14 protein-coding genes and 5 pseudogenes are annotated in these 14208 nt (G+C 61.4%); 10 read left to right on the top strand and 9 right to left on the bottom strand.

The genetic code is table 11. The annotated features are described in order from the left end of the window. The first annotated feature begins 86 nt into the window (after positions 1–86). Both MTX36_RS15270 and MTX36_RS15265 read left to right on the top strand, forming a co-directional pair. On the top strand, positions 87–482 hold the full coding sequence (locus MTX36_RS15270; protein WP_243620598.1) for an IS110 family transposase: 396 nt from the start codon (positions 87–89) through the stop codon (positions 480–482). Positions 483–515: 33 nt separating this feature from the next. Continuing rightward, the gene (locus MTX36_RS15265) at positions 516–899 is read left to right on the top strand and encodes an IS110 family transposase (RefSeq protein WP_243620597.1); all 384 of its coding nucleotides are present in this window, start codon (positions 516–518) and stop codon (positions 897–899) included. A gap of 225 nt (positions 900–1124) precedes the next feature. On the opposite strand, the gene MTX36_RS15260 is transcribed toward MTX36_RS15265, so the two are convergent. Next, entirely contained in the window at positions 1125–1997 is an 873-nt protein-coding gene (locus MTX36_RS15260; RefSeq protein ID WP_243620596.1) for an aldo/keto reductase family oxidoreductase, read from the bottom strand. Between the two features lie 111 nt (positions 1998–2108). Between MTX36_RS15260 and MTX36_RS15255 the strand changes: the two genes are divergently transcribed. Then, on the top strand, positions 2109–2588 hold the full coding sequence (locus MTX36_RS15255; RefSeq protein WP_279394664.1) for a helix-turn-helix domain-containing protein: 480 nt from the start codon (positions 2109–2111) through the stop codon (positions 2586–2588). A gap of 200 nt (positions 2589–2788) precedes the next feature. On the opposite strand, the pseudogene MTX36_RS15250 reads toward MTX36_RS15255, so the two are convergent. The 3 genes and pseudogenes from MTX36_RS15250 to MTX36_RS29885 all read right to left on the bottom strand — a co-directional run. Beyond that, positions 2789–2902 (bottom strand): annotated as a pseudogene (locus tag MTX36_RS15250) (IS30 family transposase); the annotation flags it as partial. A 221-nt stretch (positions 2903–3123) separates the two neighbouring features. Further along, positions 3124–3528: a DDE-type integrase/transposase/recombinase gene (locus MTX36_RS30565; protein WP_374230493.1), complete on the bottom strand. Its 405-nt coding sequence runs from the start codon at positions 3526–3528 to the stop codon at positions 3124–3126. 124 nt (positions 3529–3652) lie between these two features. Then, positions 3653–3784: pseudogene (locus MTX36_RS29885) on the bottom strand (transposase family protein); the annotation flags it as partial. A 612-nt stretch (positions 3785–4396) separates the two neighbouring features. Between MTX36_RS29885 and MTX36_RS15235 the strand changes: the two are divergent. Beyond that, positions 4397–4810 (top strand): ATP-binding protein, encoded by a 414-nt coding sequence (locus tag MTX36_RS15235; RefSeq protein ID WP_243620595.1) that lies wholly within the window; start codon positions 4397–4399, stop codon positions 4808–4810. A 430-nt stretch (positions 4811–5240) separates the two neighbouring features. On the opposite strand, the gene MTX36_RS15230 is transcribed toward MTX36_RS15235, so the two are convergent. The 3 genes and pseudogenes from MTX36_RS15230 to MTX36_RS15220 all read right to left on the bottom strand — a co-directional run. Then, positions 5241–5429 (bottom strand): hypothetical protein, encoded by a 189-nt coding sequence (locus MTX36_RS15230; RefSeq protein ID WP_243620594.1) that lies wholly within the window; start codon positions 5427–5429, stop codon positions 5241–5243. Positions 5430–5501: 72 nt separating this feature from the next. Continuing rightward, positions 5502–5696 carry a hypothetical protein gene (locus MTX36_RS15225; protein ID WP_243620593.1) on the bottom strand — a complete coding sequence of 65 codons (195 nt, stop codon included), beginning with the start codon at positions 5694–5696 and terminating at the stop codon, positions 5502–5504. A 665-nt stretch (positions 5697–6361) separates the two neighbouring features. Continuing rightward, positions 6362–6516: pseudogene (locus MTX36_RS15220) on the bottom strand (IS3 family transposase); the annotation flags it as partial. Positions 6517–7032: 516 nt separating this feature from the next. Here MTX36_RS15220 and MTX36_RS15215 point away from each other — a divergent pair. From MTX36_RS15215 to MTX36_RS15200, 4 genes and pseudogenes are all read left to right on the top strand, one after another. After that, positions 7033–7122, top strand: a pseudogene (locus MTX36_RS15215) (NlpC/P60 family protein); the annotation flags it as partial. Further along, positions 7122–7589 (top strand): annotated as a pseudogene (locus tag MTX36_RS15210) (LysR substrate-binding domain-containing protein); the annotation flags it as partial. The pseudogenes MTX36_RS15215 and MTX36_RS15210, both read left to right, overlap by 1 nt. A 14-nt stretch (positions 7590–7603) precedes the next feature. Then, the gene (locus tag MTX36_RS15205; protein WP_243620592.1) at positions 7604–8146 is read left to right on the top strand and encodes a hypothetical protein; all 543 of its coding nucleotides are present in this window, start codon (positions 7604–7606) and stop codon (positions 8144–8146) included. A gap of 245 nt (positions 8147–8391) precedes the next feature. Further along, positions 8392–8685, top strand: a complete 294-nt coding sequence (locus MTX36_RS15200) for a hypothetical protein (protein WP_243620591.1) — start codon at positions 8392–8394, stop codon at positions 8683–8685. A 216-nt stretch (positions 8686–8901) separates the two neighbouring features. Here the strand turns inward: MTX36_RS15200 and MTX36_RS15195 are convergent, their stop codons facing one another. After that, positions 8902–9384, bottom strand: coding sequence for a carboxymuconolactone decarboxylase family protein (locus MTX36_RS15195; protein WP_243620589.1), 483 nt, complete (start codon positions 9382–9384; stop codon positions 8902–8904). 217 nt (positions 9385–9601) lie between these two features. After that, positions 9602–10513 carry an IclR family transcriptional regulator gene (locus MTX36_RS15190; protein WP_374230491.1) on the bottom strand — a complete coding sequence of 304 codons (912 nt, stop codon included), beginning with the start codon at positions 10511–10513 and terminating at the stop codon, positions 9602–9604. A 267-nt stretch (positions 10514–10780) separates the two neighbouring features. On the opposite strand from MTX36_RS15190, the gene MTX36_RS15185 reads away from it, so the two are divergent. Next, on the top strand, positions 10781–11386 hold the full coding sequence (locus MTX36_RS15185; RefSeq protein ID WP_243620588.1) for a TetR/AcrR family transcriptional regulator: 606 nt from the start codon (positions 10781–10783) through the stop codon (positions 11384–11386). A gap of 600 nt (positions 11387–11986) precedes the next feature. Next, complete coding sequence (locus MTX36_RS15180) at positions 11987–13108, top strand: YncE family protein (RefSeq protein ID WP_243620586.1); 1122 nt, start codon at positions 11987–11989, stop codon at positions 13106–13108. The last annotated feature ends 1100 nt before the right edge of the window (positions 13109–14208 follow it).

The following is a 14208-nucleotide window of genomic DNA, read 5'->3' as shown; positions in this document are numbered from 1 at the left end:
CGACTCTGATCTGCTCGGCCACGTCCACGCCGGCCTCGAGTCCGAGGTTTCTCGCCATTTTCACCTCCGAAGTGAACATTGATCCGGTGCCGGGTACATCCTCGAAAAATGTAGCAGGGGAACGACGCCCGGAACTGGTCGGCGGCTCAGCGGACGGCGGATTGTCCGTTTCGGATCTCGGACGGCACGACGATCCCCCGCTTGAGGATCTTTCCCGTTGCGCCCTTCGGCAGTGCCTCGACGAGGACGACGTGACGTGGGCGGTGGACCTCACCAACGGCGGTGCTGCGTTGTTGATCGCACTGGTTGCCGACCGGGAGCAGCGGCTGCTCTACATCCCTGTCCGAGTGGTTCATCATGCGACTGGTGGTTATCGCGGTGACAGCAAATCCGACGCGAAAGATGCCGCGATCATCGTTGATCGGGCGCGGATGCGCCGAGACTTGCATTCGGTGCGGGTCAGCGACGAGATCAGTATCTAACTGGGTATTCTGACCTCGCGGCGGACGGATCTGATGCGGGACCGAACCCGCACCATCAACCGCCTCCGTGCACTCCTGAGTACCTATTTCCCGAGTCTTGAGCGGTCGTTGGATATCAGTAACGTCAAAGCGGCGCTGATCTTATTGTCGGGGTATCAGACGCCGGATGGGATCCGCAGACTTTGGCACGCCTGCCCGGAGACGTGGTTGCGGAAACGTAAGGCGTACAACGCCAATCAGATTGCAGTGAAGGCGATCGACGCCGCTCAGTCGCAGCATACGCGTGTTGCGGGCCAGGATGTAGCAGCGAGAACCACCGCGAAGTTCGCGGTTCAGGTGATGAATATCGAGGCATACGCAGGCGGTTCTTGCTCTCGCACGGCGCAGGTTGAACGTGCTGTGGGCGATGCTTCGTGACTACGCGGTCTATCGGCCGGCCAAAGTTCTGGAGAGCTGGCTACCCAGGGCATTGATCGTGCCCACCGTCGTGAGGCGTTCCTGACTGCCAGGGCAGAACGAGCCGACCCCTGGTCTTATCGAGATGCCGAGGAATCACGTGCAGGTAGACAGGGAAAACCGTCTGCCAGGCGTCGGCACCGTAGCCTCCACGCCGTCGACTCCGAAGGCACTTCCTTGGGGTATTCAGATGTTGATAGCGTCCAGCTCTGCCACATCCTCAGAGGACAGGGAAAGGCCGGCACCTGCGACGTTCTCACGTAGATGCGCCACCTTGGAGGTCCCCGGGATGAGCAGAATATTCGGGGAACGCTGCAGCAGCCAGGCCAGCGCGACCGACATCGGAGTCGCGTCCAGTCGGCCGGCGACTGCCGAAAGCGCCGAGGACTGCAACGGGCTGAAGCCACCGAGGGGAAAGAACGGGACGTACGCGACACCCTCGGCGGCGAGCCGGTCGATGAGTTCGTCGTCGTGGCGGTGGGCGAGGTTGTACATGTTCTGCACGCACACGATCGGGGCGATGCTCTGAGCTTCGGCGACCTGCTCGGGGGTGACGTTGCTGACCCCGAGGTGGCGGATCAGGCCCTCTTGCTGGAGCTCGACGAGCGCCGAGAACGACTCGGCGAGCGAATCAGGTTGCGGGCCCTCAGCGTTGCCCATGCGCATGTTGACCAGATCGAGCGCCTCGACTCCGAGGATCGCAAGGTTTTCATGGACCTGTTTGCGCACGTCTTCGGGTCGCCGGGCGGTAGGCCAGCCACCGTCAGTATCACGTTCCGCGCCTACCTTGGTCGCGATGTGCAACGACTCGGGGTAGGGGTGTAGTGCCTCTCGGATCAACTCGTTGGTCACGCGGGGCCCGTAGGCGCCGCTGGTGTCGATGTGGGTGATCCCCAGCTCGACTGCTTCGCGCAATACGGCCAGTGCACCGTCGTGATCGGCGGGTGACCCCATGACCCATGGTCCGGCTAGTTGCATGGCGCCGTAGCCGAGTCGGGTGACCGTCAGGTCGCCGAGAGTCCAGGTGCCGCCGGGAAGAGAAGTGGAGGAGGTGCTCAACGTGGTGCCCTTCGTAGTTGTTCGCTGGGGTGGCGTGTTCCGCGTCCCTGTACCAGTATTGGAGAGCAGCTCTCTAACGGGAAGTAGGCACTTTGGAGTGCGTAACTCACCATGAAGAGACCCGAAGGTGAAAAGACTCGAGAGAGTGGTGTGATCCGTGTGACGACAGCAGCTCAGAAGAAGGCTCAGGCAAAGATCGAGTACAACGCATTCCTGGCGGTATGCCCCAGTCGCCAGCTGCTGGATCGAATCTCGGACAAGTGGGTCGTCCTGATTCTGTGCGCGCTGGGCGGTGACGCTTTCCCTGTTCCCGATGCAGTACACGATCCGAAGGCGCTGCGTTACTCCGAGATCTCTCGTCTCGTGGCCGGGGTGAGCCAAAAGATGCTGACCCAGACCTTACGGTCGCTGGAACGTGATGGCATGCTCACTCGCACCGTAACGGCGACAGTGCCGGTCACCGTCTCCTACGAGTTGACCGATCTCGGCCTCTCGCTCTACCAACTGACGCGCGGACTCAGGAGTTGGGCCCAGACGCACATGACTGAGGTGTTCGCCAACCGCGAAAACCACGACGCTCACACCATCTGACGACTCACGTTCATCAGCTCAGAAAATTCACGCGCTACGCCTTCAACTGTGAAGAACCAGACCACCGTCTCAAGCGCCCAACAGCGCAGACGATCAGTTGCCGATTCGTCATTCACATTCACATATCGTCGGGAGATTTGCCCCGCATCGCGTGCCGCTCCACAGCTCGGAACGGCCTGCGGCCGTGCTTGACAAAACCTATTGAGCTTCTCGTTCGTTGGTCGCTGCCACGGCGAATGCGGATCGGCGAAGAACGCCCTCGTGCCGGTATCGAGCGCGAACTGGGCATGCCCGGAGAGCTCCTCGCCGCAATCGCCAAGTGACAGAACTTTCTTGGACGTACTCCATCAACGGGGAACCTCCCAACAGTCACCGCAGCCCCGGAGCCGCCCTCGACCGGATCACTCGGATCGTTGGAGGGCTTCGGGTCGCGACTGAGATGTCTTGACCCTGTAGGCGCCATCACACGCCAAACATGGCCGCTCACCCTATTTCCGGGGTGGGCGGCCACGTTTTCTGTATTCGGACAGGCAGATCAGTGGCGGGCAGCGATGTCGATGTTGACCCACTCCCCGAGTCCGTCCAGATCTTCGGCGATGTCCGGAGCCTTGAACGAGCACTTCGCATCCGTGCAGCGTTTGTACCCGGCACGCTCTGCAAGGTCACGCAATGTAGGCCAGAGCAACTGCACATGAAACGCCGAGAGTTCGATCCCGGTTCGTCGAAGGTGTATGCGCTTTGGCGCGAGACCATTCAAGCCGTCAACTCCTCGACCGCGACGGGGTGCCGGTACCACCCGTGCCACATACTCCAAACCTTTGAGCAGCCCCCGGCAAAACTTCTTGGCTGCCAACGCGTTTCGGCGTGACTGAACCAGCACATCGAGAACGTTGCCATGTTGATCGACCGCCCGCCACAGGTAATGCTGGGTGCCGTTCATTTTGATGAACCCTCGTCGAGGTGCCATGTGGCACCGGGTTGTGGACGTCGGCGCGTAAGCCGTGGTCAGTGAAGTCGATCTGCTCGACAAATGTGCGTCGGTCACAACCGGTGTTCGAGCACAGAAACCGACGCACTTGCAGGAAAACGTAGCTCGATCGGCCAGCTGTAGCCGTATCGGCGAGCATGCGTGCGTATCGACTGCGCACTCGTTTTGAGGAAACACCGCACGTCGGGCAGCTCGCCGAAACAGGCAACGGCGACGCACGAATATGGACTCCGCCTGCGGTCGCATCGACCGAATCGATGTCGACGCCCGACAGATGCGGAAGAAGTGCACGCAGGTCACAACAGTTCTCAGGACACCAGAACGATCATCTCCCGCCCGATCCACGTCGTGCCCGAACGACAGACGGCGCGAAGGTGGAGCCGTCAGGGAAAGTGGGCCAGAACCACTTTTCAACCGTCGTCTACACGAGCCGTCACACCGAGAGATGCGCAGTTTCGCTGTCCAGCGATCCGCCAGCATCTGGCCGCCCGCAGTGAAATCGCGTCCCACCCTCACCAATCCGCCCTTGCTGTGGCTACGAATGCACCATAGGAAGTCTCTACCCCTGGGCCACGCCGGATCACCTCAGTTCGGCGCCACGAGAACCCGACACCTCTCCTTACATACCGGAATCCGCCGGCACGAACATCGTTCGAAAGGTGCACACCATGACCCTCAGCGACAACAGTCACTCGGCAAACGCGCCGCTGCGATGGTCCCGTGTGAATGCCGGCACCGATCAGTGTGTCCACGCAGCGGGAAGGTCTCCGATGACACCCAGCCGTGCGGGGCGCCACCAGTGCATCGTCATGGAACATTGATGATTATCGACGAGTCAACCTCATCGGCTGTGCTGTCCGTTGCGGCTTCCCCTGAGCAACTCCGTGTGCTGCGGGCTTATGTGCGGGCTGTCGCCACCCATCGCGGTCTTGCGGCGGACGATCTGGCCGATCTCGTTCTCGCAGTCGACGAAGCCGCCAGTACGCTCCTCGACCATACTAATCCCCTGAGCGTTCTCACCTGTGCGTTCGATGTCGACCCTGGCAATCGTCTGCGCGTGCACCTCACTGCGACGACCACGGAACCGATCGACCACAGCGCTACGTCCTTCGGATGGTTCGTCCTCCACACGCTGGTCGATGCAGTCACCGTCGAACACATCCGGACTCCCCACGAATTGGAACGCTGGGACGTGGCAATCATCTTGACCAAAGCGCTGCACGCAAAGGCGTAGCCATGGCGAGAGCACCAACGACGAGCCCACCGTCACCGAACAGGCGGTGTCACCGTGGGCGCCGGTGCTCTCGCATTCGTGCGGCAAGGCTCGGCACCAGCCTGGTCTCAGTGGCTCCAATCGGCTGCCACACTCGAGAAAGCGAGTACGCGCATCGACGATATCGCACATCAACGAGGCCTGTTGTTAGGGCAGGACGGAAGAACCTCGACTCCGACCGGGGCAATCCCAACGGTGGAGCAATTGCGGGTTCACCGACGTTGCCTCAGTACGACTGGTCGAGCGAGTCGGGGCGATCCGCAATCTCGTGGGTGATGACTGATCACCGCCGCCGCGAACACCTTCGGCTGGCGCCGAGACCGTACATCCTCCAGAGAGCGTGCACCCTCCGATGAGTAGGTCGGCGACAGTATCGCGCCAGTTCAGAGCTTCATCCGTGCCTTTCAGGCTTGGGCGCTGTCATCGCCATGCGAGCCTTCCGGCGCTGGACGCTCTCGCGGTGGTCGGACGCAGGACTGTCTGCAAACATCGTCTCGATGCGTGCCTTGATTTCCTCGGTGCTGATCGTGCCACGGGGTACGACACGCTGCGGGATTGCAGAAGGCTTCGATGTGTTCATACGTTTGCTTCCAGTGAGATTTTCGAATTGGTTTGTGCTGAAAAAGGTTTCGTTTCGAAAGCCATTCGAAGGTTAGATGAGGAGGGCGGCTAGAGCGATACACGCCACGACGAGGGCCGCGACTAGGGCGCACAGTGCGATCGATCCGGTCAATGCCAGCGCCGGCGCGGAGGCCGGCACGGCGGAGCCGAGGGCGATGCATGAGGTCGATCGGAACCGTGAAGCCTGTACTCGGGATGGGTTTGTGTCTCGGTCTGGGTGGTTCATGTGGTGTCCTTGTTGTTTCCCGGGTTTACGTCGTTTCCCGAGTCGACCTGGTGGATATCGGGTCTGGGGGGGGAGGGACAGTTGATGACGCGGTGGGCGAAGCGTCTCGCCGGGATCTTCAGGCGGATAGCCCGTTCGAGGGCGCGGGATCGTCGTCGAGGCAGTCCGCGAATCCTCGCTCAGGCGCATGTCCCACACTGGGCGACGGCGGTTGTGAAATTCACCCGCGCAGGGAAACCGAGTTCCAGAAGTTCTCGGTGATCCGTCAGTGTGGTTGCCGAACGGTGGGGTGTTTACCTGCTGCGGCGTTCCATCACTGGGGGCGAGCGCGTTGCCGAATACAGTTCGACGATCTCGCGCGGCGGCGCCGTGGCCGTCGAACAGCGCCAGGCACCCCGCTCCACATCGGATCCAGGGATTTTTCTATCGAAAACGTCGAATCGCTCGGCGACATCGGTATGAGCAAGATCAGGGCCTTTCCATCAGTGCTCCGGACCTGCGATACGGTCCGGCCCCGACGGCCCTGTGGCTTAAGGCACGTTCTAGGTGACTCCAGCAGTAACAGTGAAACGAACACGATGTGCTGCCCTAACTTTGTACATCAAGGACGTGATCCGTGCCACCCGGGCAACGGTCCAGGTGGGCGTCGAACACGGTGATGCTCCGAAGCGGGTCACCAGTTCGTCTCGCCCGCGAAATATTTTGCGGCCCTGTGCAGGATCTCTCGCTCGGACTCGAGCTTGCGGATCTGGGCCCGTAGCTGCTGGTTTTCTTCCTCCAACACGGAGTCGGACGATACCTCGCCTCGCTGCCGCGCCGGCGATTACCGAATCGACCATCGTTCGTGAGGGCGTCGCTTATTGCTCGTGGACGCCGACTTCATCCAAGGCGGACGCACGGAGGCCGAGCACGCACAGCGTTCCTCCCGACGGCCGAGCACGACGTCGTGAATCCTCCGTCGTTGCCGAACCGGTCTCTGAGCATGCCGCCGGATGAACTGCGTCCGGCCACCGACGAGGGGCGACCGTTCTTCAGTGGGGAAGCGGGATGGACGTCTGACGCTGCCGCTCATCGGAATTCGGCGCATAAGCAGCTCTGGTGTCGGTTCGTCCTCGCTGTGCAGTGTGAGGTTGTGTCGCCTTTCCAAGGTGAACAGGGTCAACCTGTCGAGACGGAGGGGTGTGAGAATGTCAGTCTGATCCGGACCCAGGAGGGCGGCGCGATTCGACCAACCTTGGTAATCGGCCAGGCGGATGGTTGCGCGGCATAGAGTTTTCGACGACCGTTGGTCCTGCCCGTTGTCTTCGGTTCGACCGCACCGGATCGCGGGATGGTTGGCGCGACGGGACCTGGCGAGTTCGATTGTTCGGGACTCGCCCAGTGGACCTATATGCAAGCGGGCGTGTCGATCTCACGAACCACCTACGTCTGCTCGCCAACAACGACATCGACCTCATGTTCGGCGAGCGTCGAAGGGGGGAGCAGCACGGTGAGCTCATCTTTCAGGATCGGCTGGTCCTTTATGCTGCCCCCGTACAGTTCGTTGATCTGGAGGGGCCGGTTCCTCTTGTTACCTATCCAGCGCCGTCGCTGACGCGTGAAATTGCGCTCGACGTTTTGCGAGGCAGTGGACGTGGTAGTCGGATCACCTGCACCACCGACAGCCTCAATGGTTTGCGTGCGGCTGCGCTGGCAGGGCTCGGGGTTGTGCTGCATGCCGAGAGTTTGCCACCGCACGGTCTGGAACAGATCAGTTCGCGGGGCCTGCCTGACGCCGGTGACATAGAGTTCGTGTTGGTTGCACGGCGCAGGGTGTTGAGTGAACCGGAGTCTGAGTTGCGCGAGGTGATTCTCATGAATGTCACTCGCCTGCGGACAGGGAGCGGTCGCTAAACATCGTTCGTGCAATGCCGTCCTATGCTCTTGTGCATGTCCGTACTGCTAAGAGGGTTTGTGGCAGGCTTCGTCAAACCGTCGAAGCACTAATATCCTTTTGGGTTGACCGTCGATCCGGAAGTTCTTCGACGATTGTCAGGAATGGGAATGGCTGCCAAGGCGTTTCGACCCTGGGCGGGCGCTGGCCACTCCGCGCAGCATCACCGCGCTGCTCGGCCAGAACCCTGCTCGACGTCCCGCCGCACAAGACCGGCACCGCGTTCACCAGGCCGGTCGACCCGATCCTCGGCCAGGCCCTCGACATCTGGCAGGCGATGTGCCCCACCCAGCCGCAGTTTCTCGACCGCCCCACAGACGAGCGGGTCGACCTGCTGTTCGCCTTCCGTGCCCGCCGAGTCTCCTCGTCCTTTCGTCAACAACGCGATCATCTCGATGCTCTGCCACGAGGCAGGTGTCCGGCCGCCGACGTCCGAGGCAGCATCACGAGCCACCGGGCCCGGCCGGAAATCGCTAGCCAGCTCTATAGCGCCAAGGAACTGATGACCGAAGTGTGACCTGCAAGCCTGACTCGGCCACCGCTCACCCCAATCCACCCAGTACTACGCGAAAATCAGCCCCACCACGCTCACTCGGCCGACACCGACGCCGGGTACTTCGCCCGCAAAGCCGCACCATCGAGATCCTCATCGCGACGCTGTCACTTCCAACGCGGTCGGAGATGAAACACCCTGGCAGTACTACGATCTCGGGCTCAAGTATTGCACCTGACCTTCTTTGAACAGCGCCCACCCAGGATGGCGTGTGCCCGCTGTGCCTTCTACGCCCCAAGACATCCGGAAAAGCGCAGCTGCTCGAAACCAAGGACAACCTGCAACGCATGCTCACCGCCATCCCACTCAACGACGACGAACGCGCAGCCGTCGAGGACGGCCAGCGCGCCCTCGACAACCTCATCGACCGGCTGCTCGATGTCCCGACGCCTACCGGAACGACGCCACGCGAAATCGAGGTGCCGGCGACCGCGACCCTGCTCCGATTGTTTCTGTCAACCAGAGCAGACGAGAATGTCCTTGACCATTCAGATTCCACGTAACTATCAAGCTGTTCAAACGGCAAATGTACGGACGTGCTGGATTTGACTTGCTTCGCAAACGAATGCTCTTCAGCGACTGATACTTTCAGAATCGGTCGCGGAAAGTGTTCCAGAGCCCGCTTTCAACCGTCGTTTACAGTCGATGCGATTGGCGCCAGCGGTCGGGGCCGGGTCAACCGGCTCCGACCGTTGACGTGCGCGGACATGACGACGTTCTCAGTCGCTGACCGGGATCGCACACACTGTGTCAAGCCCGAGAACGTGATTGAGTCGACCGGACGTGATCCACGACCCGATACTGATAGAGAGTTCCACGATTTCGGCTTGGCTGTACTGCGCACTCATCCGGCCCCAGAATTCGTCCTCGAGACCGTGATGGTCGACGGCGTACCGCTCGGCGTACTCGGCAGCCAGTCGCGTGCGGACATCGAAGCTGTCCGTGGTTTTCCACTGCTCGACGGCGTCACCGAAAGTGCTCTCGACTCTCACCCCGTCGCGTTCGGTACGCCAATCCATACAGACGATGCATCCGTTGATCTGCGCTATCCGCAGCCGCGCGGCTTCGAACTCACGTAGACCCAGTGTGGATTCCGCGGTTACCGTCCGTGAAAATCGGCGCGCCGCGCGGCCGATCTCCGGGACGAGTTCGGTCCATACGTATTCGGTGGGATCCTTGCCGTCGGGGACGGTGATGTGCATCGTTGGTTCCTGCTCTGTTGATTTCCTGTGGACGGTAGTGCCACATCGTGTGTTGCTGGCGCGCAGTCTCATTGGTCGGCACGACCGTGGACGCGGCGTGGACGGTGCGCCGAAGTACCCGTATTCCTCGAGCGAGGCGCCCGGCCAGGGACGAGGGCCGGTAAGGGCGACCTGGACCCAGAGCGGATTTGCCTAAAAGCGCGTCCAAAACTGTACTTCAGATCCACTGGTCCGAGGAGGCGAACAAAAGGCTGTCCATCATCGCCGCCGAAAAGTTATCCACGGAAACCGTCAAAGCCTTACGGCCGCGGCGGGGAGCATCCAGTTCGGGGATCAGCGACCGCGAGACTTCTCGGGCAGCATCACCTACTAGGGGCGCCACTCGTTCGAGTTGTGCGGTACGAATGTCACCGCACAACGCAATGCTGCCGACGTAACCTTCGGGCCCCCGAATCACTGCGGCCACACAGGCGACACCCCGCGCCGCTTCTCCGCGTTCGAAGGCCAAACCTCGACGCTGACGGATGCGGTTCAGCTCCTGATGTAGCTCCCCGATCTCCCCGATGGTCTTCTCGGTACGGCGAGGGAGTGTTGCACCGAACAATGCGTCGACACGCTCCGGGGTGATGCATGCAAGCATCGCCTTGCCCCCCGCCGTCGAATGCGCAGGGATACGTCCACCGACTCGAGAGGGCAACCCCGTAGCCAAGCGTCCGCCCACCTTGTCGAGGTAGACGCTATCGCGCACGTCGAGAACAGAGAGATGAACGACCAGTCCGGTCCGCAGATGCAGTTCGTGCAATACGGGAGCTGCAGCTTCACGAATCTGACTGTGCCCGCCCCCCAGTCCGAATGCGCGTCGGCCGAGTCCGTATCCGATCGATGAATGATTGACCCAGTCGAGTTTGACGAGTTGATCGAGAATCCGGTGGACGGTGGAGCGAGGCAACCGGGTGCGGTACGCAACTTCTTCGAGGTTGAGTCGCGCGGCCCGACCGTCGAAGGCATCGAGAATCAGCGTTATCCGTTCGACCATCGACGACGGTATGTCCTTCTTGAACTCCCCGTTCTCGGATTGCGTAGTGGTCGACCTAACGCTGGATACCGGTTCGTTTACGTCAATGGCCATAGCCACCTTCCCGAACAATTCGTAGGCGGCGTCTCGCTCTGGTACCTGACAGGTACCTCGCTCAGCTCATCCGCAGGCATCAAGGTCGTACAGCAGACTCACGAATTTTTGCGGAGCTGCTGGCCGTGGGCGCCATGAAGATTCATCTCACTCCCGGACGTCTGCCCCTCGGTCCGACCAGTATCACCCGAAGAGTAGACACACGTCAACCGCATGTTTACCGCCGCCGTTGGCGTCGAAGGGTGATCGCAGGCCAGACTCCATGTCATGGAACCCAAATCTCATCTAGTTCGGCAGATTCTGTCGCCTGCCCGGGCGGCCACCAGGGAGCGACTGATCGATTCCACTGTCTCCTTGGCAACAGAGGGCGGATATGACGCAGTCACCATTCGGCAAATCGCCGCCAGGGCTGGCGTGTCGGTTCCTACGGCATACCAACACGCGAGCTCGAAAGACCAGTTACTCGTAGAGGCTCTGATGGCTCTCGGCAGACTCTCGACAGAGAGCGTGCGCCACGGGACGTTGATCGGGGAGACACCCGCAGATCGTCTCGTGATGGTGTTCGGGCGGATCTTGAGGGAAGCGAGTAGGAAACCTCTTCTCTACCAGGCCATGTACCGCGCGTACGTCGCCTGCAGCCCGGCGCAGATCGCGTCCGATCCGACAGTCGGCTTCGGCCCGGAGAAGGCTAAGTGGATCGGTGAGACGCTCCGTGCCGGCGATACACAGGGAAATACCGACGGTGATATAGAGTCGGCATCCCGGATTCTCAGCTGCCTGTTTTTGGGCGCAATGGTCGGCGTGGCGGCAGGGCGTGACGCCGATGAAGTTCTCATGATCCTCGAAGAGGCCACACGCAAGTTGCTTCCCTGACAGTGAACGTTGGCTGTGAAACCGACGGTGTCCAAGCCGGCCAGTGGCGTCAAGATCGCGAACCTCGGCCGAGTTTGCGTCGACTCATCTGACGCTGTCAGCACACCGCCCTTGAGGACGCTGATTTTCTTCGCATCCAGCGCACGCCTCCGGTGGTACGGCCGAGTGCAGATCCCGAGTGCATCGCACTTCTGAACCCAGAATGTCGGAAGACGACCGAGCAGCAGAAGAAACGCGGCCGCGGAATGCAGTGGTGACCGGGGACGACTGTGGCCACGAGAAACGAGAGCGTGTTCGTTCTACGAAGCGGATACTTCAGATTCTCGTCGCAGATTTCGCAGTCTCGTTTCAGATGGGTGCGGTGTTCCGTGACGTGGCCCGCGTTGTTGATAAGGGCTGGTCAACCTACAAAATCGGTGTTCTACATTTACGTTTGCGTTATGGCCGCTTTAGGTCATACGTGCTTATCGTATTGATGGCCTGAAGCGGCCATTATTCGAATTGGGTATCTTGTGCCCGATGTCCGCTATCTTTGCCGGGTGGTTGCGTCCTGTGGCCGCACCGCCCCGTGCGGACACCGCTTGGGAAAGGCGCTTACCCGTGACTGTCATCGTAGAACCCCATCCACGCCGACGGCGGTCCCGGACTGCCGCGGTATTCGGTACTGCTGCTCTCGCCCTCATCTTCTCTGTTGGCGGCGTGGTCGGTACTGCAACCGCAGACACCGTCACCGACACCATCACAGTCGGCACGAATCCGGCCGGGGTGGCGATCAGCCCCGACGGCACCCGCGCCTACGTCACCAACCTCAGTGGCAGTTCGGTGTCGGTGATCAACACGACCACTACGCCCCCCACCACAATCGCCGACGTCACCGTCGGCACGCAGCCGCTCGCGGTGGCGATCAGCCCTGACGGCACCCGCGCCTACACGGCCAACAATTCCAGCAATTCGGTGTCGGTGATCAACACCACCACTGCGCCTCCCGCCAGGATCGCCGACGTCACCGTCGGCAGGAATCCGCAGGGGGTGGCATTCAGCCCCGACGGCACCCGCGCCTACGTCACCAACACCGGCGGCAGTTCGGTGTCGGTGATCAACACCACCACTGCGCCTCCCATCACGATCGCCGACGTCACCGTCGGCTCGGGTCCGTACGCGGTGGCGTTCACCCCGGACGGCACCCGCGCCTACGTCAGCAATTTCGACAGCAGTTCGGTGTCGGTGATCAACACCACCACCACGCCCCCCATCACAATCGACACCATTACCGTCGGTTCGCAGCCGTACGGGGTGGCGATCACCCCCGACGGCGCCTACGCCTACACCGCCAACCACATCAGCGGCTCGGTATCGGTGATTGCGATCGACAAGGCACCGACCCTGACAGGGGTACCGCCCGCCGGGGTTGTCGGCCAGACCTACAGTCACGCCTTCACTGTCACCGGAGAACCCGCACCCGCCGTCACGGTCACTGCTGGCGCTCTCCCCGCGGGATTCACCCTCAGTCCGGCTGGTGTTCTGTCCGGAACCCCCATTGCAGCAGGCACATCCGCCTTCACGGTCACTGCCGCCAACGGCATCGGAACCCCCGCAACTCTCGATGTCACTCTTACCGTGGCACCCGCTGCTCCGGGCACCCCGGGGGGGCGGCCTGTTTGGATCGCTCGAGCAGATCTTCGGATTCGGCAGCTGATCTTTCCGCCGGTACCGACATATTGACGTTGCCTCCATCCCCATTTCGTGGGGGCGGAGGCAAAGTCGATCCGGGAACTTCTCTCACCAATTCTCGTTCTGGCGGGCGTATTCGGCTGGGGAAGGCTTCGAGAATTTGGTCTGCGACAACCTCCACTGGCGGAACGTTGCTGAGTGCGTGAGTTGTGCGGCTGTGTGTTGTAGGTCGATCGGTCGAGGTGCCGTTGTTGTTGGGCGAATTGTCTTGCCCGCGTGAGCTTGTGCGCGCGTTGGTGAGAGCTTGCTGGCAAGAGATTGAAGTTCACATCCCACAGAGGGGGATAGGGCTACGGGCGCTGGGTTGTGGAAAAAGTGGCGTTGCGGTTCGGGCGCGGTGCACAGTGTTGCGCGGAGACCTTCGCACCGCTCAGCTCGAGCGAGTAGCTCCACTGGTAATGCGCGCGGCTCGTGAGGTCTCGCGCACGTTGTATCCGGAATTGGGTGTTCCCCGCCGTAGCCCCAAGACTCCTCCCGTTCCCGCCAGCACATTTTCCCCGAGACGATGGATCGCCTCATGGCAGCGTCGTCCGAGCACTGGACCTGAAGCATTTTCGATCGACACGTGGATGCTTAACGCACTTTCAGCTCTCGTAACCATTCTGCCGCAATAAGTTACATGTGTATCGAGTTGCAGGTGATGATCGAACATCGAAATGGCCGCGAGTGTGCGTCCTCGGGGGCTCTGTCGGCCACCCGGAGGCAAGGCGCCTCGGTTCACTCGACGTCGTCGGGGAAATGTGAAATCCGTCAATGTTGTTGCAGCAGAGGCTCGATCGGAGAGAGGTCGAGTTGAGTGCCGGCACGGACCGGCGCAGTAGTAATCCGTCCGTGTTCGACCGGCGCACGTGCGTTTCGCGGCGGTGACCGACGTCGCAACACATCCTGGGTTGCCGGACGATGTGATCCACCAGGTGTCTGTCGCTCACCCGCGCCGTGTGTGCCGGACGATCAATCGTGTCGAGGGTGCAACGCCTCGTTCATGCTCTCCACCCCACGCGCATGCGCCGACAGGTCCTCCCGAGCCGACCGCATCGCGGCACTGCGACTACGCGACCCCGACTCCGAGGCTTCCGAGTCCCCATCCGAGT

The organism is Rhodococcus sp. ARC_M6 (assembly GCF_022810305.1).
In the GTDB taxonomy this organism is placed as follows: domain Bacteria; phylum Actinomycetota; class Actinomycetes; order Mycobacteriales; family Mycobacteriaceae; genus Rhodococcus_F.
This window is presented reverse-complemented; position numbering and strand designations above follow the sequence as displayed.